We start from the raw sequence: 24673 nt of genomic DNA on the forward strand, positions 1-24673 counted from the left end.
TATCAAACAAACCTGATCAAAATACGAACAAGCCTAAAACAAAAAATTTCAATAATAGATCAAATACCCCTGAGCTCGTAGGAGCTCCGATAAGAAGAGAAGATCCTAGAAAGCAAAGTAATAATAAGCAAAATATTTCTTATAAACAAACTTCCCCCAACAGACCTGGTGCTCCTAATAGACCTGGCATACCTAATAGGCCGGGATTAAGAAATATGCCATCAGATCAAGGCAGACCTGGCTCATTTAATAGGCAAGTTAATCCCAATAGAGCTGGTGCTTCCAGCAGGCCTGGCATCCCCAATAGGCCGGGATTAAGAAATAAGCCATCAGATCAAGGCAGACCTGGCTCATTTAATAGGCAAGTTAATCCTAATAGAGCTGGTGCTTCCAACAGGCCTGGTTCTAAATTCAATGGCCAAAAGTCATCTGGGATCAGGAAACCAGTATCACCTAATGAACTTTTACAACTTCAAAAAACTAATAAATCTGAAAAAGACAAACTAATTTCAAATAACAAAAAAAAACAAAATGTTGAGTCACCTAAGCATAAGGTTAAAGCTCCGAATAGTCGTCCAAATACTGTCCCGAGTTCCAAAAAACCACCTCATAGACCATTTTCAAATAGTTCCAAAAAAACAGGAAGAACAGATTGGGATGATAGCGCAAAATTAGATGCATTAAGAAATAAAAGTCCCCAAAAACAAAGACAGAAGGTTCACATTATTGGTGATAATGAGGATTCATTAACATCTGAAACCAGTGGATACTCAGGAGAGAAAATTTCAATATTATCAGCTAGTTTGGCGCGTCCAAAAAAAGAAAAGTCTGATGAGGCTAAATCTCAAAAATCTATAAAACAATTTAAGAAGAAGAAAAAAGAGACCACAAGACAAAGACAAAAAAGAAGAGCTTTGGAATTAAAGGCTGCTAAAGAAGCCAAGCAAGTAAGACCTGAGATGATAATAGTTCCCGAAGATAATTTAACAGTTCAAGAATTAGCTGATAAATTAAGTCTTGAAAGTTCTGAAATAATCAAATCTCTTTTCTTTAAAGGAATAACGGCGACTGTAACTCAATCACTTGACTTGACAACTATCGAGACAGTAGCAGAAGAATTTGGAGTACCTGTTTTGCAAGATGATATCCAAGAAGCCGCTGAAAAAACTGTAGATATGATTGAATCTGAGGATATTGATAATTTAATAAAAAGGCCCCCTGTCATTACAGTAATGGGTCATGTAGATCATGGTAAAACAAGTCTTTTAGATTCCATTAGAAAATCAAGAGTAGCTTCAGGAGAGGCAGGAGGTATAACTCAACATATAGGAGCTTATCAAGTTGAATTTGAACATGAATCTAAAAAGAAAAAATTAACTTTTCTTGATACCCCCGGTCATGAAGCTTTTACAGCAATGAGAGCAAGGGGTACAAAAGTTACTGATGTAGCTGTTCTTGTTGTGGCGGCAGATGATGGTTGCAGACCCCAAACACTTGAAGCCATTAGTCATGCAAGAGCTGCAAAAGTACCAATTGTGGTTGCAATAAACAAAATTGATAAAGAAGGGGCCTCTCCAGAAAGAGTTAAGCAAGAACTATCAGAAAAAGATTTAATTGCTGAAGATTGGGGCGGAGATACTGTGATGGTTCCAGTTAGTGCAATTAAAAAAGAAAATATTGATAAATTGCTCGAAATGATTGTATTAGTTTCAGAAGTTGAAGATCTACAAGCCAATCCTGACAGAGCTGCCAAAGGAACTGTCATTGAAGCTCACCTTGATAAAGCTAAAGGTCCCGTAGCCACTTTATTAGTACAAAATGGTACCTTGAAATCTGGAGATGTTTTAGCTGCAGGTTCAGTTCTTGGAAAAATTAGAGCAATGGTTGATGAACATGGCAATAGAATCAAAGAAGCAGGACCATCCTTCCCCGTAGAAGCACTAGGATTCAGTGAAGTCCCAACAGCAGGTGATGAATTTGAAGTCTACCCTGATGAAAAAACTGCCAGAGCTATTGTAGGAGATAGAGCTACTGATGCTCGAGCGACAAAATTAGCTCAACAAATGGCCTCTAGGAGAGTTAGCTTATCATCTTTATCAACTCAAGCAAATGATGGAGAACTAAAAGAATTAAATTTAATTCTTAAAGCTGATGTTCAAGGTAGTGTTGAAGCAATATTGGGATCTCTAGAACAATTACCAAAAAATGAAGTGCAAGTCAGAGTGCTGCTTTCTGCTCCAGGAGAAATAACTGAAACAGATATAGATCTCGCAGCTGCATCCGGGTCAGTGATCATTGGGTTCAACACTTCATTAGCGTCTGGAGCAAAGAAAGCGGCTGATGCTAATGATGTTGATATAAGAGAATATGAAGTAATCTATAAGCTCTTAGAAGATATTCAGTTAGCTATGGAAGGTTTACTCGAACCCGATCTTGTCGAAGAATCATTAGGCCAAGCTGAAGTTCGAGCGACTTTCGCAGTCGGTAAAGGAGCTATCGCTGGATGTTATATACAGACTGGTAAATTACAAAGGAATTGTTCTCTTAGAGTTATTAGATCAGACAAAGTAATTTTTGAAGGTAATTTAGACTCTTTAAAAAGGTCTAAAGATGATGTAAAAGAGGTAAATACAGGATTTGAATGTGGAGTTGGATGCGATAAATTCTCTTCCTGGAATGAAGGTGACATAATCGAAGCATTCAAATTTGTTACTAAAAAAAGGACTTTAAAACAATAATTAAATATTTAACTTCTTAATCTTTATTCCTATCAAAAAATAATAAAGTGGGAAATATTACACAGGCTCCCAACTGTATTAGAAGGCTATTTTGCTGTAATTCAGTTCCGCTCGCAATTCTGGAAAGCATTATTATTAGTCCAAAAAATGCAGAACTACTAAAGGCTATCCACAATATTCTCCTTAAGCCCTTGAAAGGAGCTTGGGATTCCTTTAATAACTTCTTTTTTAATTCAGGATCTACTTTTGACATAAATTCTTTCAATTATAAAATTAAGTCTATATGAAAATATCAATATTTTGATATTGCCGATATAGCTCAGCGGTAGAGCAACTGTCTCGTAAACAGTAGGTCATTGGTTCAATTCCAATTATCGGCATTTCAAGAGCAAATTTAAATCAAGAATGATTAATAAAATTTCAAAGTTTAAACATCTTTTAAAACTACTTATTTTTATACCTCTTATATTTTCTTTGGGAAAAAGAAGTTATATTGCTTTTGATGAAGGATTTTATGCACTACAAGCTAGATGGATATTGGATAAAGGTAACTGGACAATTCCTCTTTGGTGGGATGAATATGTTTTAGATAGAACAATAGGAATACAGTTCCTAATTGCAAAGTCACAAGAAATCTTAGGTAAAAATATGTTTTCCGCATACCTACCCACAACAGTTGCTGCAATATTGATGATATTAATAACTTATAAATTACATGAAGAATTTTTTAGTAAAAAATATGCAATTGTATCTCCACTAATACTCTCTACTACATATCTATGGTTTGACTACTCACACTTAGCGACTCAAGATATTATTTTTTCATGTTTAGTAAGTATTGGAATATTTTCTTTAGTCAAAATAAAAAGTAAAGATAACAAACTATATATTCTGCTTTTTGGAATTTGGATTGGTTTAGCTTTTATGATGAAAACTTTTTTAGTATTTGTACCTTTATTTTCACTTTTACCATATTTTTTTATAAAAAAGAAAATTTTATCCAGCAAATTCTTTTGGCTTGGACTATTAGTTGGATTTATTCCTTATATATTATGGTCGTTATCTATTAACCCATATCTAGAGAAAAATATTATTTTTTACTTGGTTGAAAAGTTTAACTCTCTATCTAATAAAAATACTTTTACAAATCCTTTCTATTATTATTTGTGGAATATTCCCGCAACTTTTCTGCCTTGGAGTTTTTTCGCGATTATTGGCACAATATGCAACATATCTCAAAGTAAAGAAAATAAATATATACTTACTTATTTCCCCATAATAGTAATAGCAACTCTGAGTATTTTCTCTACGAAAACGCCCTACTATACTCTTCAAATCTCATCTATTTTTTCATTAAATGCTTATGTAGGAATAAAATTATTGTTTAATTCTAAAAGATATAGTCAAATTATCATATTTATCACTTCAAAAATAATTCCATTATTTATATTCTCTCTAACTTTCACATATTATTTTTTCTTTAAAGATACAATTAACTTTAATTCTACGGAAAATACATTTCTAATTCTTGGATTTGTATTTTTTGGGCTATCTTGGTCATTCATAAAGCAAAAAAACTCATTCAAAGAAATACTAATAATACTCATAATTGGGCCTTACTTATTAACTTCATTTGTTTTGCAATCAGGATTATTCACTGATAGATCAAGAGAACTAAGAGAAAAAATGGAATACGTATCATCTCTTAATATCGTAAAAAATAAACCGATAAACGTCGATAAAAGTGGAATAACAAATTCTAAATCTCAATCAAAAATCATAAGAATTTCGTTATTAACTCCTAAACTAGGTAAAGGGTTAGAAAGTATTGATGAGTTAAACAAATCAGAATTAGCATGGTCGACTGGATTTAAAAAAATAAAAAATAATAATTATGCTTATGAAGTTATATACGAAAATGATATTTTAAAACCATGGAAATTAGTATTAAAAAAGTAGATAATCCATATATAATAAGATGTCTTTTGTAATCTTTATAAATTAATGAAATCTTTTAATAGTTGGAATTTAACTAATAATAACCTTCATCAATTATTCAAAGATAATAATGAATTTATTTCCATTAAAGTCAGAGGTAATACTTGGGAACCAATCACTAGATGGCTAAGATTAGATTCAAGAATTTTTAGAGAAACTACTAGCAAAGCAAGAATAACTTTATGCGATATTGAATCTCTAGCAGAAATTTATAACTATAGATCAATTAGATGGAAAGCAAAAAAATTAACTCCTTTGCCTACTAAGGTGATTCCACAATCTTTAAAAAATATTTTTCGCAAAATACCAATCATAAAACAACTTGCCTACGAACTAGAAATAGTTTTTTATAAATATAGTGAAAATATCTCTGAACATTTAATATCAATTCTTATTCCTGCAAGAAATGAGGCTGGTAATAAAGAACTTTTAATTAACGCATTAAATAAATTCAAAAATATCCCCAATCAATTAGAAATCATATTTGTTGAAGGAAATAGCGATGATAATACATATGATATGTTGAGAGAGTTAAAAGAAAATTTCTCAAATTTCTTCAAGATATCTCTTTTAAAACAAACCTCTAAAGGAAAAAAAAATGCAGTTGTAGAGGGATTTAATATTTCTTCAGGTGAAACCCTCGCCATAATTGATAGCGATTTTACTGTAGATATTGATGACAGTATTGCAGCAATTATGGAATCAACCAAAAATAAAAATATCCTAATTAATTGCGCCCGTACAACTTTCCCAATGGAAAAAGATGCAATGAGATGGGCAAATTATATAGGAAATAGACTATTTGCAATATTTTTATCAATTCTCATAAATAAACCTATATCAGATTCACTTTGCGGAACAAAAGTTTTTTCAAGAAAGTTCTTTAAACTTATGAAACAAAACGGAAGTTGGGATTCCAAGTCTGACCCATTTGGAGACTTTACAATAATATTTGAAGCGGCAAACAATAATATTAAAATACTTAATTATCCTGTTAGATATTATGCTAGAAAGTCTGGTGCGCCAAATATATCTAGATGGATAGATGGATTAAAACTACTCAGAGTATGCTGGATTTATATGATTTCTGATATTTAAATTTAACAAAATTTTCATTATTATTTTTTAAGGATTTTTAATTTCTCCAAATTAGTAATAAAGTAGTTAGATTCTTAAGGAAATAAATTCATTAAAATTTCATGGCATGAATTTTAATTTCGAATTCAAAAAATTAAATAAAAAAATTTACCAAAGAAATCATTATGAGAAAGTTCTTACTGTAAGACTTCCATGTAATCCAATATTTCCAATAGGACCTGTTTACTTAGCAGACCATCTTCATAAATGTTTTCCAAATATAGAACAACAATTTATTGATCTCGCAATAGTTCCATCTAATAAAGTTTCAAAATATTTAGCTAGAAAAATTGATCAATTTAGGCCTCATCTAATTATTTTTTCATGGAGAGATATTCAAATTTATGCACCTGTCGATGGAAGAAGTGGGAATCCCCTACAAAACTCTTTTGAAGTTTTCTATTCAAGAAATATCCTTAAAAAAATTAGAGGTTCATGGGGAGGATTACAATTAATTGCATCTCACTATGGAGAAATATATAGAAATACTTCCTTAGTGAAAATGGGACTAAAAAGAGCACAAAAATACAACAAAGATATAAGAGTAATTTTAGGAGGTGGAGCTGTTAGTGTCTTCTATGAACAATTAGGAAATCTATTACCAAAAGGAACCGTTATTTCTGTTGGAGAAGGGGAAAATCTTATAGAGAAAATTATTAGAGGAGACTCTATTGAGCAAGAAAGATGTTATCTTGCTGGACAAAAACCCCGGGAAAAATTAATACACGAACAACCTTTAGGCACTATCAAAACTGCCTGCAACTATAAATATATTAAATCCATATGGCCAGAATTCGATTGGTATATAGAAGGTGGGGATTACTATGTAGGGGTACAAACAAAAAGAGGTTGTCCTCATAATTGCTGTTTTTGTGTTTATACAGTTGTAGAAGGCAAACAGGTTCGTGTTAATCCTATAAACGAAGTAATTAAAGAAATGAAGCAATTATATGATCTTGGAGTCAGGGGATTTTGGTTTACAGATGCTCAGTTTATTCCAGCCAAAAAAAATATTGAAGATGCCAAAACACTTTTGCGAGCTATTAAAGACCAAGGTTGGAATGATATTAATTGGGCTGCATATATCAGAGCGGATAATATTGACGATGAGTTAGCTCAGCTTATGGTTGATACAGGTATGAGCTATTTTGAAATAGGCATTACTTCAGGATCTCAAGAACTTGTTAGAAAAATGAGATTAGCATATGACCTTGAAACAGTATTAAATAATTGCAGAATGCTAGTTAAATCAGGTTTCAAGAAGCATGTTTCAGTAAATTATTCATTTAATGTTTTTGATGAAACTCCAAGCACCATAAGACAAACAATTGCTTACCATAGAGAATTAGAAAATATTTTTGGTAAAGGCTTAGTTGACCCAGCTATATTCTTTATAGGTTTACAACCTCATACTCTTCTTGAGAAATACGCCTTAGATCATAAAATCTTAAAGCCGAATTATAATCCAATGAGCATGATGCCTTGGACTGCGAGAAAACTCCTATGGAATCCAGGCTCCTTAGGTAAAAAACTTGGTCAAGTTTGCTTAGAAGCTTTTGATAATCCAGAAGATGAATTTGGTAAAACAGTTATAAACATTCTTGAGAGAGAATATGGAAAGTCTTCCTTAGGAGAATCTTTAAGAGTCCGTCCCTTATTAGAGAGAAAAATAGCTCATTCGAAATAATAAATTCAAGCTTTATTAATCCTCTTTCTCAATTGAACTAGAAATTCCTTTGGATTTTAATGATTCTGAATAGAATTCTGCGGGCTCTAGATCACATACAATGACCAAACCAATACCTGTATTGTGGGCCTCTAACATTATGGAAATAGCATCTTGCTCACTTAATTGAGGAACAACTTCCCTTAGTGTAATAGTTACATACTCCATAGAATTGACTGGATCATTATGAAGTAAAACCTTATATTTTGGAGATTTATTTTTTAACTCAGCAGGTTTTTTTTCAATCACTGCTGAATTATTACTTACGCTTTGTTCTAACTTTATAGATAGCATTAAATTTTTAGGAATCTAAATAGTAATTATAATTATATATTAATTATTCTTTCCATTGCATCAATGACATTTAAGCGTGAATTAAATGCTGACAAACGAAAATAACCCTCTCCTGATAATCCAAATCCACTCCCAGGAGTTCCTACGACGCTAACTTTTTGAAGAAGAAAATCAAAAAAATCCCAAGATGTCATTTGATCAGGAACTTTGATCCAAATGTAGGGTGCATCATCACCACCGTAAACTTTATATCCTGCAGTCTTAAGTTTATTTTTCATAATTTTTGCATTTTCCATATAAAAATCAATTAAATTTCTCACCTGTTGCTTCCCCTCAAGAGAATAAACTGCCTCTGCTCCTCTCTGAACAATGTAACTTACTCCATTGAACTTTGTGGATTGTCGCCTATTCCAAAGAGCCCATAAATCTATTTCGTCATTTGTTGAACTGAAACCTGAAAGGTTCTTTGGTATTACTGTATAAGCACATCTTACTCCGGTAAAGCCTGCATTCTTTGAAAAAGATCTAAATTCAATAGCACAATCCTTTGCTCCTTCAATCTCATATATTGAATGAGGTATATCCTTATCTTGAATAAATGCTTCATAAGCTGCATCAAAAAGTATTAAAGATTTGTTTTGCAGAGCATAGTCAACCCACTTTTTCAATTCTTCTTTAGTAATTGTCGCCCCTGTAGGATTATTTGGAAAACAAAGATATAAAATATCAACTTTATTTTTAGGAAGTTCTGGCAGAAAATTATTATCCTCATTTATTGCAAGATAGGTCAACCCTTGATAAGTGCCATTTTCAAGAGCATTTCCAGTTCTTCCAGTCATCACATTACTATCTACATAAACAGGGTAAACAGGATCAGTTACAGCAATGGAATTATCTTTGCCAAGAATATCTAAAATATTGCTACTGTCGCATTTCGAACCATCTGAAACAAATATTTCTTCTGGTGAAATTTTACATCCTCTTGCAATAAAATCATTTTCAGATATTTTTTCTCTTAGCCAAGAATAACCTTGTTCTGGTCCGTAACCCTTAAAACCTTCAATTGTTCCCATATCATTTAAAGCTTTACCCATAGCATCTCTGCATGCTTTAGGTAATGGCTCTGTCACATCTCCTATACCAAGCTTAATGATCTCAGAACTATTATTTGATTGAGAATATATTTTTACCCTTTTAGCAATTTCAGGAAATAAATAGCCCGCTTTGAGTTTTAAATAATTTTCGTTTACTTGAACCACTTTAAAAAAAATTTACCCATATATAAGGATAATGGATCAACGTGCTTAAGTGATGATTAGATGTTAATATTAATTTAGTTATGATTAAATTAAGAGATGATCATAGCTATGAATTCAATTTCGAATTATTTGAACGTCGTCTAAATTTTTATAGATAGCACTATCAAACTGCTATTAATTTTAATTGAAAAAGTAACTAATACTAACTATAAAAATTGCTTTCTTAAAAGATAAAAATTTAAATCTTTACTTTAGATGATTTTTAAAATACAAACCATCCAGAATCAATTATATGTCTCAGCAAATTATCATCGCTGAGCAGGCTCGAATTGCAGCACTACTCACAGATGATCGAGTTGATGAATTAATCGTCGCACAAGGCCAATACCAAATTGGTGATATTTTTTTAGGAACAGTCGAAAATGTTCTTCCAGGGATTGACGCTGCTTTTATAGATATTGGCGAAAGTGATAAAAATGGATTCATCCATGTATCAGATCTCGGTCCATTAAGACTCCAAAAAGGAATATTGGGCATCACAGAATTACTAGAACCAAAACAAAAAGTTCTAGTACAGGTAATGAAGGAACCCACAGGATCTAAAGGACCTAGACTTACAGGGAATCTTTCAATACCTGGAAAATATTTGATATTACAGCCATATGGTCAAGGAGTAAATATTTCCAGAAAAATAAATACAGAAACAGAAAGAAACCGTTTAAAAGCACTTGGAGTTTTAATAAAACCACCTAGCACAAGTTTACTTTTTAGAACAGAGGCAGAAAAGATAAAAGAAGAACTACTTATTGAAGATTTAGAAAATTTAATTCAACAATGGGAAAATATTTTGAAAGTCTCCGAGACTTCCAATCCACCAAATTTAATAAAGAGAGATGATGATTTTTCTCTTAAAATTTTGAGAGATCATATTAAATCATCAACTAAAAGCATAATTATAGACAGTCAGTTTTCAGTTGAAAGGGCAAAAGATTTTTTAATAAATTATGAATCTAAAATAGATATTGAATTTCATGATAACGATTTAAAACAACACATTTTAGAGAAGTACGAAATCAAGAAAACAATTCAAAAAGCTCTTCAACCGAGAGTAGACCTCCCTTCAGGAGGTTATATAATTATTGAACCAACTGAAGCTCTAACAGTAGTTGATGTAAACTCTGGATCATTTACAAGATCAGCCAACTCAAGACAAACTGTTTTGTGGACGAATTGCGAGGCTGCAGTTGAGATCTCCAGACAAATGAAATTAAGAAATATTGGTGGAGTTATCGTAGTAGATTTTATTGATATGGAATCCAGAAGAGATCAATTTCAGTTACTTGAGCATTTTACTTCAGCAATAAAAGATGATGCTGCTAGGCCTCAGATAGCTCAGCTTACTGAATTAGGTTTAGTTGAATTAACAAGAAAAAGACAAGGTCAAAATATATATGAATTATTTGGTAAACAATGTTCTTCATGCAATGGTACAGGTCATATAGAAAATCAATTTAATTATGAAATTTCTAATCTACAAATTAAAAATATTGGATTCCAATCTAATAAATCAAACGTTATAAACTCTATAGATATAGATACCCCCCAATCAACTGCTAAGCAGGGAAAAATAATAGAAAAGGAATTACTTAACATCAAGAGCATTAATAAGGAGGATCCTACTAGTAAGAAGGAGAAAGATAATGATGATTTGAATAAATTAAATACAAAAGAAAAAAATATAATAACTGTTGATCTTACTAATGATGAAAAATTTATCTTCAGTCAATTAGGTATTAATCCACTAATAAAACTTGGTAAAGAATATCTCACAAGCAATAATTTTGTGCGTTTAAAAGACAATAGTAAGAATAAGGAAACAACTCTAGATAATAAGAAAATGGCATCAAAACAAGCAAAAAATAACTCAAAATCTAAAGAATCAAAAGAGATTGTCATTAATATTGAGAAAGATGCCAATTCTAAAGATTTGTCTACAAAAAAAACTAATGAGAATGAAAAAGTTGAACTTTTAGATAAGGATAATGAAATTGAACTCAAAGATGAGATAAACAATGCAAGAAAAAAAAGAAGAAGATCTTCAGCAAGTATTGAATAAAATATCCGAGGTTGGAATTGATGAAGTTGGAAGAGGAGCAGTTTTTGGTCCAGTTTTCTCAGCAGTTGTTGTATTAACTGAAAAAAATAAAATTATCCTAAAACAATTTGGCGTAAAAGATAGTAAAAAATTGACTCCAAAAAAAAGAAAATTACTTTTTCCGAAAATTTTATTACTTTCTTCAGATTATGGAATTGGACAATCCTCAGTTAGAGAGATAGAAAATCTTGGCATCAGAACAGCGACTGAACTTTCAATGATAAGAGCTTTAAAAAAATTAAAAAAAAAACCTTCTGAACTAATAATTGATGGACCTTTATTATTAAGGCCATGGAATGGGATTCAAAAAAACGTAGTTTCAGGGGACTCAAGATTTATTTCAATAGCTGCAGCAAGCATAATTGCAAAAGTATCCCGAGATAATCTAATGGAAAGGTTAGAAAAAAAATGCTCAGGATACTTAATATTTAAAAATAAAGGTTATGGCACTAAAGAGCACCTTTCAATTATTAAAAAAAATGGGATAACGCATCTTCATAGAAAAAGTTTTTTAAAAAAATCAAATCTTATTTAATTCACACCAATCTAAAAAATCTTTAACTAATTGCTGTTGAACTCTGGACTTTATACCCAACAAAATTCCATTTAATACAGAATGGCCAGTAGATTCCAAAATTTTCTTTGGTACCAGCTTCAATAAAGGAGGTTGGCTTACAGAGACCCCTAAAAGTGCCTCGCCTTCTAACCCACTAGAAGTTGCTTCTAAATTTGCTTTCAAAATAAGATTAAAGTCATCTATCATTCCCAATCCGTACAATTTACTTTCAAGGGCACTCATCATTAAAGTTCCATCTTTATTCTCTACCGCAATTGATACAACAGGGTTAATATCTAATTGAAAAACCTTAAAACTTGTTACTGTATACTTGTATCTACCTTTTCCTTCAGATAATAATTTTTTGGAGTCCAGCATTGCTCCAACAACTCTTTCTTCTTCCAAAAGATATTTAGAAAGATATTCTTTATTTCGTGTTATGGAAAGCTTTAGTTTCTGTTTAGCATCAAAAGATAACAGCATTTTCTATATCCCTCCAATGCTTATTTGATCTCTTTTTTTAAAATTAATCATGCGCAAACAAGTTGCATATTTAGGTCCTAAAGGAACATATGCAGAAAAAGCAGCTCATATACTATCAAAGCTTGCCAATTTTCAGACACCTATATTTGTACCATGTAATGGGTTACATGCGGTCATTAAATCAATAGCCTACAACAATTGTGATGCTGCGGTAGTACCTATTGAAAATTCTGTAGAGGGGGGAGTTACAGCCACTCTAGATGCCCTTTGGAAGTTTCCTGATATCTTTATCAACAAAGCAATAGTATTACCTATAAAACATGCATTAATCAGTGATGGAGAACTTTCAATCATTTCAGAAGTATTATCACATCCTCAGGCATTAGCTCAATGTTCAGAATGGTTATCCGAAAATCTTCCAAACGCAATCCCTCTCCCAACAAATTCAACATCAGAAGCTGTTAATATGGTCAAAGGGAGCAAATTTAGAGCAGCTATCGGTTCAAAATCATTAATTCAAATTGAAGGACTTAAAGAATTAGCCTATCCTATTAATGATGTACCTGGGAACTGTACTAGATTTGTCTTATTAAGCAAAGAATTAAATTCTAATTCAGCTAATATTGCAAGTTTCGCTTTCTCATTAATCTCTAATAAACCTGGCGCTTTACTTAAAGCTATAAACTATATTGCAGAATTTGGATATAATATGAGCAAAATAGAGTCTAGACCATCTAAAAGAGAGTTAGGCGAATATATAATTTATATAGATCTAGAAATAAATAATCAAAATAATATTGGAAATCTTTTTGAATTAAAAAATAATTTAAAGCCGCTATGCAAAACCTTTGTGGATTTTGGAAATTATTTTTCTGAAAATATTGAATTAGACTAATTTTTTATCCTCTACATTTATAAACTCCAAACTCCATTAGTCCTTTTCTAAATGCCCAATTCATGAGAAGTATTGTAGGTATTTCTCTAATAGACTTTACTATCCCCAAAGGTCCAAGAGATAAAATTGTAAAGGGTCTTCTAATCCCTTCAATAATAGAGTCATACCACGAAGGATTTGTATAAAAATTCCAATTTTCAGAGAGGACACTTCCCGCACTATTTTTATTAATTCTGAGAATAGTACAGAATTCGTTAATGCTAATAAAATTTGGATGTACCCATTGTTCAAGTAATTGTTTAAGAACCAAATTCTCAAAAAATGATGGGGGATATTTCCTGAGATCTCTTGAGTTCCAATCAGCTAATGCCAAATAACCCCCAGGCCTTAAAGTTCTCAGAATTTCATCTGCGAACTTAGTTTTATCATTCATATGTGCTCCAGCCTCAACACTCCAAACTCCATCAAATGATCCATCTTCAAATTCTAAATCCATAGCATCCATAACTTGGAAGTTGCAATTGATTCCAAAAGGAGTAAGTTCTCTTGCTCTCTTTACTTGTGCAGGGCTAATTGTAATTCCAGTAACATTGAACCCATAATATTTTGCAAGAATCCTAGAACTTCCTCCTATTCCGCAACCCACATCAAGTATTCTTGAACCTTTTGGGAGTTTATCTAAACCACTCCACTTGACTAACTCATGAACGAACTGGACTTTAGCTTTCCTAAAATCTAGATTTTTTTTGCCTGAAGGATAAAAGCCCAAATGTATATGTTCACCCCACAATCTCTCGAGTAGTTTATCCTCAGTCCAGGCATCATAAGCGGATGCAACCGTACCGGAAGAAATATATTTTCTAGCATTAATTCTCCAGATGATAGATAAAGCTAAAAGGAATAAAACCAGTAAAAAAAAAGGTAATAATAAATCAAACATTTAGTTTTCTTTTATATCAGGAAGACTTTCTTTCAAGGCTGTTCTTGCTGCAAGTTGTTTTCTTGTATGATCAAGCATTTCATATTCCCTTTGTAAACGAGTATAAGTATTTCTTTCTTCTAGAAGTCTTTGCTGTTCATGTGCAACTTGACCACCTAAATGGGAACCTATCCAAAATGATAAATCCATTGGATTGTTAGGCAATTTATCGGGTATATTTTTCTTGGTATTTGTAAGTTTACTTGTTAGATTAATGACATCACTTAGTGCTTCTTTAACTAAGTCTTTTAAAGAATCTAATTTCTGAAGGTTGTCAGTATTATCATCACTAATCCAACTTACCATCGCTGAACAATATGGCGTTGAACGAACAATTTCTAAGACTTGAAATCTTTGCTGTCCTAAAGTAATAATTGTACTTCTACCATCCTCTGCAGTTTGATGTTTAATTATTTGGGCACAACATCCAACATTAGCCAAACTTTTAGTATTTGGATCTAACTTTATAACTCCAAACATAGAATCTGTTTCCAGAACAGACTGAAGCATAATTCTGTATCTTGATTCAAAAATATGTAAAGGCAAAACCTCTTGAGGGAAAAGGACTACCTCTGGCAAAGGAAATAAAGGTAATTCCCTTACTGAGAGTTCTCCCATTTGTACCTCATTTATGCTTTTTTATATTAATCAATTTAAGTCGTTTTCGGGATTACTTAAAGTTTAACTTCTATATCTACACCACTAGGAAGATCTAACTTCATTAGAGCATCAATAGTCTTTGCAGAAGGACTATAAATATCAATTATTCTTCTATGAGTTCTTGTTTCAAAATGTTCTCTAGAGTCTTTATCAACATGAGGTGACCTTAGGACACAATAAATTTTCCTTTTTGTTGGTAAAGGGATTGGACCTATTGCTGAAGCGGAAGTAGTATCGGCAGTTTGGATTATTTTATCGCAAGACAAATCCAACATTCTTCTATCAAATGCTTTTAGTCTTATTCTTATTTTTTGTTGTGCGATTGATGCAGTCATAATTTCAAATAAACTTCTGGTTGGGGGCCATTGTTTAAAATGACCCTAATCCATTGACCTATATTAAGTGATTGAGGTTAAATTCTTAAAATTCAAAATATATTATTTGATAATTTTAGAAACAACTCCAGCACCAATAGTTCGTCCACCTTCACGGATTGCAAATCGCATACCTTGTTCGATAGCTACTGGACAAATTAATTCTCCAGTCATCTTAATTCTGTCCCCTGGCATAACCATTTCAACATTCGAACCATCATCAGAAGTAAATGCTGTGATTTGACCAGTAACATCAGTTGTTCTGATATAAAACTGCGGTCTATATCCTGCAAAGAAAGGAGTATGTCTGCCGCCTTCTTCTTTTTTTAGAACGTAGACTTCACCTTCAAATTGAGTATGAGGAGTGATAGATCCTTTCTTAACGAGTACCATTCCTCTCTCAATATCTTCTTTCTGCAGACCACGTAAGAGTAAACCAACATTATCGCCAGCCATACCTTCATCAAGTAGTTTACGGAACATTTCAACTCCAGTAACAGTTGTTAATCTGGTGTCTCTAATTCCAACAATTTCCACTTCTTCTCCAACCGTAACTTTACCTCTTTCAATTCTTCCAGTAGCTACAGTTCCTCTACCAGTAATTGAGAAAACATCTTCAACTGCCATCAAGAATGGTTTATCAACTTCTCTCTCTGGTTCAGGAATACTAGCATCAACTGCTTTCATTAATTCTTCAATTTTTGATTCCCAAGTAGAATCACCTTCGAGAGCTTTTAAACCAGAAACTTGTACTATAGGAATATCATCTCCAGGGAAGTCATAACTATCTAATAGTTCTCTGATTTCCATTTCGACGAGCTCAATAATTTCTTCATCATCGACCATATCGCATTTGTTTAGAGCTACTACAAGAGCAGGGACTCCAACCTGTTTAGCTAATAGAATATGCTCTTTTGTTTGCGCCATAGGTCCATCTGTAGCAGCGCAAACTAGTATAGCTCCATCCATTTGAGCAGCACCTGTAATCATGTTTTTCACATAATCAGCATGTCCAGGGCAATCTACATGAGCATAATGTCTGCCTTCAGTTTCATATTCGACATGAGCTGTATTAATGGTAATGCCACGCTCTCTTTCTTCAGGAGCACCATCAATGTCTCCATAGTCTTGAGCTTGAGCTTGACCTTTTTTTGCTAATACATTTGTAATAGCAGCAGTTAGTGTTGTTTTTCCATGATCAACATGGCCAATAGTACCTATGTTGACATGTGGTTTGTTTCTTTCGAACTTCTCGCGAGCCATTTTGAATTAAAGAATCGAGGGTTTAAGAGTGTTTTAGTTTAGAGATCAGGAGTTGCCCTGATTCTTGGAAATGATAGCTTCAGCAACGTTACGAGGAACTTCCTCATAATTTGCGAACTCCATTGAAAATATACCCCGACCTTGAGTCATTGATCGGAGTTGAGTAGCATAACCGAACATTTCGGCTAAGGGTACTTTGGCCTGTACCTTAGACAATCCATCATCAACAGATTGTCCTTCTACTTGACCTCTTCTAGAAGAGAGATCACCAATTACGGATCCAAGAAAGTCGTCAGGACTTTCGACCTCAACTTTCATCATAGGCTCTAACAGGACAGGATTGCATTTTTTAACCCCATCTTTGAAAGCCATGGAACCCGCAATTTTGAAAGCCATTTCAGATGAGTCTACATCGTGGAATGAACCATCGACTAGTGTTACTTTTACATCAATGAGTGGGTAACCCGCAAGAACACCAGATTCGCAGGTTTCTTTCATTCCATTAGATGCAGGACCAATGTACTCTTTGGGTACTGCTCCACCTACAATTTTGTTGACAAATTCAAAACCTTTACCAACTTCAGCAGGCTCCATTTCAATTATTACATGCCCATATTGACCTTTTCCTCCAGTTTGCCTTGCATATTTACCTTCACCAGTAGAGCTAGATCTGATAGTTTCTCTGTATGAGACCTGAGGAGCTCCAATATTTGCTTCAACTTTAAATTCCCTTAACATTCTGTCAACAAGAATCTCTAGGTGCAATTCACCCATTCCAGCAATTACAGTTTGATTTGTCTCCGGATCTGTACTGACCCTAAAGGTTGGATCCTCTTCAGACAGAGCTGTTAAAGCTTTCGATAATTTTTCCATATCCCCTTTAGTTTTTGGCTCAACCGCCACTGAAATAACTGGTTCGGGAATAAATAATGTCTCCAGGACTATAGGATCATCTGTATTGCATAAAGTATCACCAGTTGTTGTGTTCTTAAGACCTAGTACAGCCCCTAAATCCCCAGCTCGCAATTCATCAACCTCCTCTCTTTCATCAGCTTTTAGAATTACTAATCTAGAAATTCTCTCTTTAGCATCTTTAGTGGAATTCATGACATAACTACCCTTCGAAAGAACACCAGAATACATTCTGACAAAAGTTAACTTCCCATAGGGATCAGACATGACTTTGAAAGCTAATGCGCTGAAAGGAGCATTATCATCTGAGGGCCTAACATCTTCTTTACCGCTTGGTAAAACTCCTTGAATTGGTTTTACATCAACTGGCGCTGGCAAGTAATCAACAACAGCATCTAAAACAAGTTGGACTCCTTTATTTTTAAAAGCTGAACCACATAATACTGGAACCAATCCATGTTTTAAAACTCCCTCCCTAATTCCTTTTTTAAGTTGCTGTTCAGATAGTTCTCCTGTTTCAAGGAATACTTCTATTAACTCTTCATCATTTTCTGCAACACTCTCCATCAACTTATTTCTCCACTCAGCAGCTTCCTCCTCCATTTCAGGTGGAATTGGTGCTTCTTCGATATCAGTTCCTAAGTCATTTTTGTATAGATATGCTTTGTTAGATACTAAATCAATAATGCCTGTGAGATCACCTTCAGCTCCAATAGGTAGCTGGATTGGAAATGCATTTGCCTTTAGTCGATCTTTAATTTGCTTATTAACCTTTAAAAAATCTGCACCAGTTCTGTCCATTTTATTAACAAAAACCATTCTTGGGACAGAGTACCTATCTGCTTGACGCCAAACTGTTTCTGATTGAGGCTGAACTCCACCAACTGCACAAAATACAGCTATAACTCCATCCAAGACGCGCATTGATCTTTCCACCTCAATAGTAAAGTCAACGTGTCCAGGTGTATCAATAATATTAATTCTATGATCTTGCCAACTAGTAGATATAGCAGCAGCAGTAATAGTTATTCCTCTTTCTCTTTCTTGAGCCATCCAGTCTGTTACAGCAGCACCATCATGAACCTCTCCAATCTTGTGGACAACACCTGAATAAAACAAAATTCTTTCAGTTGTTGTTGTTTTCCCTGCATCAATATGAGCGGCTATACCTATGTTCCTTACTCGTTCTAGGGGAAAGTCGCGTGCCAATTTTAAAGCTCCAAATAAAATAGTTTTTGATAAGTATAGTTCACCCTAAAAGCAAACTTTTATAATAATAAACTACTTAAGTACCTTTTTGATGAAATTAATATCTGTAATGTGCAAAAGCTTTATTAGCCTCAGCCATTTTATGAGTGTCTTCTCTTTTTTTAACTGCACTACCAGTTTCATTTGCTGCATCCATCAACTCACCAGCAAGTTTTTGGGACATACTTTTGCCATTTCTTGCACGTGAAAATGTAACAAGCCATCTTAATGCCATAGCTGTACCCCTCTCTTGGCGAACTTCCATGGGTACTTGATATGTTGCACCACCAACTCTTCTAGCTCTTACCTCGACAAGAGGAGTAGCATTTTTTACAGCTGTTTCAAATAATTCGACTGCATCCCCACCAGTTCTCTCACTTATTAAAGAAAAAGCATCAGATAAAATTTTTTGAGCTGTGGACTTTTTACCATGTTTCATTAATCTTGAGATCATCATTGAAGCAAGACGACTATTAAATTGAGGATCTGGGAGAACTGGTCTTTTTACTGCTGCATTACGACGTGACATTTTTTTAGAAAGAGATGTTTAAAATTAATCTTTTGGAGCTTTTGCTCCATACTTAGATCTGGATTGACGTCTATCTTTGACTCCAGCCGTATCTAAAGTTCCTCTTATTATATGATATCTAACTCCTGGTAAATCCTTAACTCTTCCACCCCTAAGTAGAACTACAGAGTGTTCTTGAAGGTTATGTCCAATACCGGGTATATAAGCCGTTACTTCAAAACCAGAAGTTAATCTCACTCTTGCGACTTTTCTTAAAGCAGAATTAGGTTTTTTTGGTGTTGATGTATAAACTCTCGTACATACCCCTCTTCTTTCAGGGCAAGCTTTTAATGCAGGAGATTTTGTTTTCTTAGTCAGACGTTTTCTTTCTGAACCTATTAATTGTGAGATGGTGGGCATCTATTATATTTTGATAAAAATAAAGATTTAACTATCATAACCTTTTACGAGCACCAACTTAAAGTTTTTAATCATATTTTTTTAAAAATTTGTGAAATTAAAATTCTTTGGTAAATATTCATTATTTTTAGATTTATTTTCCCATTTATTTTTATAATAGAAATACATAAATAACTAAATAAGATTAAATAATCTATGGGTGATAGTATCAAAAGAATCGTTGAGCCATATCAAGATAGTTATTCCCCAAATGGAATAATTGGTGAAAAAGATGCGTGTGGAGTTGGTTTCATAGCAAATATTAAAGGGGTAGAAAGCAACTGGATACTTAAACAATCTCTGAAGGGGCTTAACTGCATGGAGCATAGAGGAGGTTGTGGGGGAGATAGCGATTCAGGAGATGGGGCAGGCATTCTATGTTCAATTCCATGGGGTTATTTAGATAAAGAAATGAATCTAATAAATAATCAAAAATTGGACAGAGGTCTAGGTATGGTTTTTATGCCTAATAAAAAAGAGAAAATTGAAGAATGCAAATCAATATGTGAGGAGGAAGCAGGAAAATTAAGATTCAAAGAAACATCTTGGAGAACAGTTCCTGTAAATAATGAAATATTAGGAACTTTAGCTAAAGCAAATGCCCCATTCATATGTCAGTGGATTTTATACATAGATACAAAAGATAATCAGAATATTGAAAGGCTTTTGTTCCAGTTAAGGAAAAGAATTGAAAAAAAAATAAGAGAAAACTTTAAAAACGATGTTGGGGATTGTGAATTTTATTTTGCCTCACTTAGTTCTAAAACAGTTGTATACAAAGGTATGGTTAGGTCTGAAATATTATCTGAGTTTTATCAAGATCTAAAAAAAGAGAATTTTAAGGTCTCATTTTCCGTTTACCACAGGAGATTTAGTACAAATACTCTCCCAAAATGGCCACTTGCTCAGCCTATGAGATTTTTAGGGCATAACGGGGAAATCAATACTCTTTTAGGAAATATTAATTGGGCTAAAGCGTCAGAAGCACACATAGATGAATATTGGGGAGAATCAGCTTCTGACCTTAAACCTATTGTAGATGTGAATAAAAGTGATTCATCCAATCTTGATGCAACTCTTGAGATAAATATTCGATCAGGCCAGCCAATAACTGATTCATTATTAAAACTTGTTCCTGAAGCTTTTAGAGATCAACCAGAACTGGATAATAGAGAAGAGATCAAAGCATTTTATGAATACTCCGCTAGTCTCCAGGAAGCATGGGATGGTCCCGCTCTACTAGTATTTGCAGATGGTAATTTTGTTGGAGCAACACTTGATAGAAATGGTCTAAGACCCTCAAGATATTCAATTACAAATGATGGATTTGTAGTAATGGGCTCCGAAACAGGCGTGGTAGATCTTGAAGAAGAAAGAGTTATTGAAAAAGGTAGATTAGGTCCTGGACAAATGTTAGCAGTTGATTTTCATCAAAATAGAATCCTAAGAAATTGGGAAGTAAAATCTGAAGCAGCCCAAAGACATAATTATAAAAATTTGCTCGAAAATAGAACTGTAAAAATCGAAAATAATAACTGGTTTAAAGAATGCCAATTAAAAGACCTTGATTTATTACAACAACAAACTGCATATGGTTTTTCTGCTGAAGATAATGACATGATCTTAGACTCAATGGCTTCACTAGCCAAAGAGCCAACCTACTGTATGGGAGATGATATCCCTCTCGCCGTTCTCTCATCAAAACCACATATCTTATATGACTATTTCAAGCAAAGATTTGCCCAGGTAACTAATCCTCCCATAGATCCTCTTCGTGAAAAACTTGTGATGAGTCTAGAAATGCATCTTGGAGAAAGATGTTCACCATTTATGTTAAAAGATGCTAAGCCCTTTATTCATCTCCATAGTCCAATCCTCAACGAAGAAGAATTAATTTCTATAAAAGAATCAAAAATTAAATCTCAAACAATTTCAACCTTATTTGAAATCAAAGAAGGAACCAAAGGATTTGAAGGCAAGTTAAATGATATTTGCAAGCAAAGCGAAAAAGCAGTTAATGATGGATGTGCTCTAATTATTATTTCCGATAAAGGAGTTAGCTCAAGAAAAAGTTTTATCCCCCCTCTATTAGCTGTTGGTGCAATTCATCATTACCTTCTTAAAAAAGAAATAAGATTAAAAGCCTCGCTAATTATTGAGACTGGTCAATGTTGGAGTACTCATCATTTAGCATGCCTGATTGGATATGGAGTGAGTGCTATTTGTCCTTGGCTAATTTTTGAATCAGGAAGACATTGGTTAAAACACCCTAAGACTCAAAAACTGATAGAGAGTAAAAAAATAGATTCATTATCAACAGATCAGGTTCAGAGCAATACTAAAAAAGCTTTAGAAGATGGCCTGAGGAAAATACTTTCTAAGATAGGCATCTCACTGCTTTCTAGTTATCACGGGGCTCAGATTTTTGAAGCTGTAGGATTAGGCTCTGATTTAATTAAACTTGGTTTCAATGGAACAACAAGTCGAATTGCTGGAATCACGCTAAAAGAGTTAGCTAATGAATCAATATCAATTCACACAAAAGCTTATCCAGAAATAGATCTGAAAAAACTCGAATTTCTAGGATTTGTTCAATTTAGAAATTATGGAGAATATCACTCAAATAATCCTGAAATGTCAAAGGCACTTCATTCAGCTGTAAAACAAGGACCAGATTATGACCACTTCAAGTTATATCAAGAACTTATTAGTAAAAGACCAATAACTGCTCTAAGAGACTTACTGACAATAGACTCAAAGAGGAAAAGAATACCAATAAATGAAGTTGAGAGTGTTGAATCAATCTGTAAAAGATTTTGTACTGGAGGGATGAGTTTAGGGGCTTTATCAAGAGAAGCTCATGAGGTATTGGCTGTCGCGATGAATAGAATAGGTGGGAAAAGTAATAGTGGGGAGGGTGGTGAAGATCCAGCACGTTTTAATGCATTAAACGATATTGATGAAAATACTCAATCAGAAACTTTACCTTTCATCAAAGGTCTTAAAAATGGAGATACGGCTTGCTCTGCTATAAAGCAAATAGCCTCTGGAAGATTCGGAGTGACACCTGAATATCTTAGAAGTGGAAAACAACTTGAAATTAAAATGGCCCAAGGTGCAAAGCCTGGAGAAGGAGGTCAACTTCCTGGACCGAAAGTCGATTCCTACATAGCAAAACTAAGAAATAGTAAACCTGGCGTAGCTTTAATTTCACCACCGCCGCATCATGATATTTACTCTATTGAAGATTTAGCACAACTGATTCATGACCTTCATCAGGTTCACCCTAAAGCAAAAGTAAGTGTGAAACTTGTTTCTGAAATTGGTATTGGAACTATAGCAGCTGGTGTAAGTAAAGCGAACGCAGATGTAATACAAATCTCTGGGCATGATGGAGGGACTGGTGCTTCTCCATTAAGCTCCATTAAGCACGCTGGATTACCTTGGGAACTTGGTTTGGCAGAGGTACATAAATCACTTCTTGAAAATAATTTACGCGACAGAGTACTTCTGAGAACTGACGGTGGCCTTAAAACAGGTTGGGATGTGGTTATTGCTGCTCTTTTAGGAGCAGAAGAATATGGATTTGGATCAGTAGCAATGATTGCTGAGGGATGCGTTATGGCACGTGTTTGTCATAAAAATACTTGTCCTGTTGGCGTAGCCACTCAAAAAGAAGAATTAAGAAAGAGGTTTAAAGGTTTACCAGATAATGTTGTTAACTTTTTTATCTATATCGCTGAAGAAATAAGACAAATATTGAGTAACATTGGTGTGAAAACAATTGAAGAAATAATTGGTAACAAAGAATTTTTGACTACAAGAAATATTAGTCTACCTAAAACGGAAAATATAGATCTAACTTCTCTTGTAAATAATGAAATCATCTATAAAGATAGATCATGGATAAAGCATTCGAAAAATGCACATACTAATGGAACTGTATTGGAAGACAATATTTTAACTAATGCTCAATTCATAAATGCGCTCACTCATCATGGAGAATTCACTAAAAAGATTGAAATCAAAAATACTGATAGAAGTGTTTGTGCAAAAATTTCAGGAGAGCTTGCTCAGCATTATGGTAATAAAGGCTTTGGAGGCGCAATTAATCTAATTTTTCATGGTCATGCAGGTCAAAGCTTTGGAGCTTTCTTATTAAAAGGAATGATTATTAAATTAATTGGAGAGGCCAATGATTATGTATGCAAAGGGATGAATGGAGGAATACTTACCATTATCCCCCCTAGGATAGATAATAACTCTTCGGAGCAAGTAATTTTGGGAAATACTTGTCTTTATGGTGCTACAGGAGGAAAGTTATATGCATTGGGTAAATCCGGTGAAAGATTTGCAGTAAGAAATAGTGGTGCAGTTGCTGTAACTGAAGGTGCAGGAGATCATTGCTGCGAATATATGACTGGTGGCAAAATTGTAATTCTTGGTTCTACAGGAAGAAATATTGGAGCAGGCATGACTGGGGGAGTAGCATTTATACTTGATGAAAAAGATGATGTAGAAAAAAAGGTAAATAAAGAAATAGTAAGTATCTACGAGATAAAGACGCCACAACAAGAAAAGATTTTATTAGAAATAATTAATGATTATCATCACAAAACCCTGAGTCCTAAAGCAGCTAATATTCTTAAAGAATGGACTAATTTTAAATCTTTGTTCAAAGTCATCGTTCCGCCCAGCGAAGAAACAATGCTTGGATTAAAAACTCAATAAATGCCAATTTTTGTCAAAACAGAAATCATTAAAAAGGAATTTATAACTGATAACAAACTTAAAAAGAAATTTGTAGATAAGCACATATTGTGGATAAAAGAATTAAAAAAAGCTGGAGTTAATGTAAAAAGTGGATTCCTAGTAAATGAAATTAAGGAACCTGGAGCCGGTGGTCTTTTGACACTAGAGGTGAAAAATTATCAAGAAGCACTAAAAATAGTTAAAGAGGATCCGATGATAAAAAATAAAATTGTTGATTGGAAATTAAGTGAATGGATCGATATTTCAAAATAATAAT

Annotated in this window: 20 protein-coding genes and 1 tRNA gene; 10 read left to right on the top strand and 11 right to left on the bottom strand. The window is 33.5% G+C overall.

Translation table 11 applies throughout. The features are described 5' to 3' along the window. Window positions 1-2738, top strand: a 2738-nt coding sequence (gene infB / locus EU92_RS06610; protein WP_032523529.1) for a translation initiation factor IF-2, incomplete at its 5' end; no start/stop codon positions are given. A gap of 16 nt (window positions 2739-2754) precedes the next feature. Here infB and EU92_RS06605 read toward each other — a convergent pair. Then, window positions 2755-2991, bottom strand: coding sequence for a DUF3493 domain-containing protein (locus tag EU92_RS06605; protein ID WP_032513811.1), 237 nt, complete (start codon window positions 2989-2991; stop codon window positions 2755-2757). A gap of 55 nt (window positions 2992-3046) precedes the next feature. Here EU92_RS06605 and EU92_RS06600 point away from each other — a divergent pair. From EU92_RS06600 to EU92_RS06585, 4 genes are all read left to right on the top strand, one after another. Next, window positions 3047-3118, top strand: a tRNA-Thr gene (locus tag EU92_RS06600). Window positions 3119-3143: 25 nt separating this feature from the next. Continuing rightward, window positions 3144-4697 carry an ArnT family glycosyltransferase gene (locus EU92_RS06595; protein ID WP_032513810.1) on the top strand — a complete coding sequence of 518 codons (1554 nt, stop codon included), beginning with the start codon at window positions 3144-3146 and terminating at the stop codon, window positions 4695-4697. Between the two features lie 45 nt (window positions 4698-4742). Beyond that, complete coding sequence (locus tag EU92_RS06590; protein ID WP_032513809.1) at window positions 4743-5834, top strand: glycosyltransferase family 2 protein; 1092 nt, start codon at window positions 4743-4745, stop codon at window positions 5832-5834. A gap of 106 nt (window positions 5835-5940) precedes the next feature. After that, window positions 5941-7560 carry a photosystem II high light acclimation radical SAM protein gene (locus EU92_RS06585; RefSeq protein WP_032513808.1) on the top strand — a complete coding sequence of 540 codons (1620 nt, stop codon included), beginning with the start codon at window positions 5941-5943 and terminating at the stop codon, window positions 7558-7560. Window positions 7561-7575: 15 nt separating this feature from the next. Here EU92_RS06585 and clpS read toward each other — a convergent pair whose 3' ends face one another. Continuing rightward, complete coding sequence (gene clpS / locus EU92_RS06580; RefSeq protein ID WP_032513807.1) at window positions 7576-7893, bottom strand: ATP-dependent Clp protease adapter ClpS; 318 nt, start codon at window positions 7891-7893, stop codon at window positions 7576-7578. Window positions 7894-7925: 32 nt separating this feature from the next. Continuing rightward, complete coding sequence (locus EU92_RS06575; protein ID WP_032513806.1) at window positions 7926-9152, bottom strand: LL-diaminopimelate aminotransferase; 1227 nt, start codon at window positions 9150-9152, stop codon at window positions 7926-7928. Between the two features lie 292 nt (window positions 9153-9444). On the opposite strand from EU92_RS06575, the gene EU92_RS06570 reads away from it, so the two are divergent. Together EU92_RS06570 and EU92_RS06565 are read left to right on the top strand one after the other, a co-directional pair. After that, entirely contained in the window at window positions 9445-11268 is a 1824-nt protein-coding gene (locus EU92_RS06570; protein WP_032513804.1) for an Rne/Rng family ribonuclease, read from the top strand. Next, window positions 11225-11842, top strand: a complete 618-nt coding sequence (locus tag EU92_RS06565; protein WP_032513803.1) for a ribonuclease HII — start codon at window positions 11225-11227, stop codon at window positions 11840-11842. Before EU92_RS06570 ends, EU92_RS06565 begins: the two co-directional genes overlap by 44 nt. Here EU92_RS06565 and EU92_RS06560 read toward each other — a convergent pair. Further along, window positions 11828-12346 (bottom strand): DUF1997 domain-containing protein, encoded by a 519-nt coding sequence (locus EU92_RS06560; protein WP_032513802.1) that lies wholly within the window; start codon window positions 12344-12346, stop codon window positions 11828-11830. The two genes, EU92_RS06565 and EU92_RS06560, sit on opposite strands and share 15 nt — an antisense overlap. A 49-nt stretch (window positions 12347-12395) precedes the next feature. Between EU92_RS06560 and pheA the strand changes: the two genes are divergently transcribed. After that, window positions 12396-13241 carry a prephenate dehydratase gene (pheA, locus tag EU92_RS06555; protein WP_032513801.1) on the top strand — a complete coding sequence of 282 codons (846 nt, stop codon included), beginning with the start codon at window positions 12396-12398 and terminating at the stop codon, window positions 13239-13241. Between the two features lie 4 nt (window positions 13242-13245). On the opposite strand, the gene EU92_RS06550 is transcribed toward pheA, so the two are convergent. The 7 genes from EU92_RS06550 to rpsL all read right to left on the bottom strand — a co-directional run bounded on the left by EU92_RS06550 (window position 13246) and on the right by rpsL (window position 19605). Next, window positions 13246-14181, bottom strand: coding sequence for a methyltransferase domain-containing protein (locus tag EU92_RS06550; RefSeq protein WP_032513800.1), 936 nt, complete (start codon window positions 14179-14181; stop codon window positions 13246-13248). Further along, window positions 14182-14838 carry an LON peptidase substrate-binding domain-containing protein gene (locus tag EU92_RS06545; protein WP_032513799.1) on the bottom strand — a complete coding sequence of 219 codons (657 nt, stop codon included), beginning with the start codon at window positions 14836-14838 and terminating at the stop codon, window positions 14182-14184. It lies immediately after the preceding gene. Window positions 14839-14894: 56 nt separating this feature from the next. Beyond that, the gene (gene rpsJ / locus EU92_RS06540; protein WP_002807536.1) at window positions 14895-15215 is read right to left on the bottom strand and encodes a 30S ribosomal protein S10; all 321 of its coding nucleotides are present in this window, start codon (window positions 15213-15215) and stop codon (window positions 14895-14897) included. 102 nt (window positions 15216-15317) lie between these two features. Then, complete coding sequence (gene tuf / locus EU92_RS06535) at window positions 15318-16517, bottom strand: elongation factor Tu (protein WP_032513798.1); 1200 nt, start codon at window positions 16515-16517, stop codon at window positions 15318-15320. A 45-nt stretch (window positions 16518-16562) separates the two neighbouring features. Continuing rightward, window positions 16563-18638: an elongation factor G gene (fusA, locus tag EU92_RS06530; protein WP_032513797.1), complete on the bottom strand. Its 2076-nt coding sequence runs from the start codon at window positions 18636-18638 to the stop codon at window positions 16563-16565. A gap of 97 nt (window positions 18639-18735) precedes the next feature. Then, window positions 18736-19206: a 30S ribosomal protein S7 gene (gene rpsG / locus EU92_RS06525; RefSeq protein WP_032513796.1), complete on the bottom strand. Its 471-nt coding sequence runs from the start codon at window positions 19204-19206 to the stop codon at window positions 18736-18738. Window positions 19207-19230: 24 nt separating this feature from the next. Further along, a complete protein-coding gene (gene rpsL / locus EU92_RS06520) occupies window positions 19231-19605 on the bottom strand; it encodes a 30S ribosomal protein S12 (protein ID WP_032513795.1) in 375 nt (124 codons plus the stop codon). 195 nt (window positions 19606-19800) lie between these two features. On the opposite strand from rpsL, the gene gltB reads away from it, so the two are divergent. Both gltB and EU92_RS06510 read left to right on the top strand, forming a co-directional pair. Next, complete coding sequence (gene gltB / locus EU92_RS06515) at window positions 19801-24375, top strand: glutamate synthase large subunit (protein WP_032513794.1); 4575 nt, start codon at window positions 19801-19803, stop codon at window positions 24373-24375. Continuing rightward, window positions 24376-24669 (top strand): YciI family protein, encoded by a 294-nt coding sequence (locus EU92_RS06510; protein ID WP_032513793.1) that lies wholly within the window; start codon window positions 24376-24378, stop codon window positions 24667-24669. It abuts the gene before it with no gap. Window positions 24670-24673: the final 4 nt, after the last annotated feature.

It is taken from the genome of Prochlorococcus marinus str. MIT 9107 (assembly GCF_000759855.1).
GTDB lineage: Bacteria > Cyanobacteriota > Cyanobacteriia > PCC-6307 > Cyanobiaceae > Prochlorococcus_A > Prochlorococcus_A marinus_N.

Coding starts and splice junctions, on each gene's coding strand:
- EU92_RS06545 (WP_032513799.1), bottom strand. CDS start 14,838: ATGGGAGAACTCTCAGTAAGGGAATTACCTTTATTTCCTTTGCCAGAG.
- rpsJ (WP_002807536.1), bottom strand. CDS start 15,215: ATGACTGCATCAATCGCACAACAAAAAATAAGAATAAGACTAAAAGCA.
- EU92_RS06550 (WP_032513800.1), bottom strand. CDS start 14,181: ATGTTTGATTTATTATTACCTTTTTTTTTACTGGTTTTATTCCTTTTA.
- EU92_RS06595 (WP_032513810.1), top strand. CDS start 3,144: ATGATTAATAAAATTTCAAAGTTTAAACATCTTTTAAAACTACTTATT.
- EU92_RS06605 (WP_032513811.1), bottom strand. CDS start 2,991: ATGTCAAAAGTAGATCCTGAATTAAAAAAGAAGTTATTAAAGGAATCC.
- EU92_RS06510 (WP_032513793.1), top strand. CDS start 24,376: ATGCCAATTTTTGTCAAAACAGAAATCATTAAAAAGGAATTTATAACT.
- EU92_RS06565 (WP_032513803.1), top strand. CDS start 11,225: ATGCAAGAAAAAAAAGAAGAAGATCTTCAGCAAGTATTGAATAAAATA.
- EU92_RS06570 (WP_032513804.1), top strand. CDS start 9,445: ATGTCTCAGCAAATTATCATCGCTGAGCAGGCTCGAATTGCAGCACTA.
- clpS (WP_032513807.1), bottom strand. CDS start 7,893: ATGCTATCTATAAAGTTAGAACAAAGCGTAAGTAATAATTCAGCAGTG.
- rpsG (WP_032513796.1), bottom strand. CDS start 19,206: ATGTCACGTCGTAATGCAGCAGTAAAAAGACCAGTTCTCCCAGATCCT.
- EU92_RS06560 (WP_032513802.1), bottom strand. CDS start 12,346: ATGCTGTTATCTTTTGATGCTAAACAGAAACTAAAGCTTTCCATAACA.
- EU92_RS06590 (WP_032513809.1), top strand. CDS start 4,743: ATGAAATCTTTTAATAGTTGGAATTTAACTAATAATAACCTTCATCAA.
- gltB (WP_032513794.1), top strand. CDS start 19,801: ATGGGTGATAGTATCAAAAGAATCGTTGAGCCATATCAAGATAGTTAT.
- EU92_RS06585 (WP_032513808.1), top strand. CDS start 5,941: ATGAATTTTAATTTCGAATTCAAAAAATTAAATAAAAAAATTTACCAA.
- tuf (WP_032513798.1), bottom strand. CDS start 16,517: ATGGCTCGCGAGAAGTTCGAAAGAAACAAACCACATGTCAACATAGGT.
- pheA (WP_032513801.1), top strand. CDS start 12,396: ATGCGCAAACAAGTTGCATATTTAGGTCCTAAAGGAACATATGCAGAA.
- rpsL (WP_032513795.1), bottom strand. CDS start 19,605: ATGCCCACCATCTCACAATTAATAGGTTCAGAAAGAAAACGTCTGACT.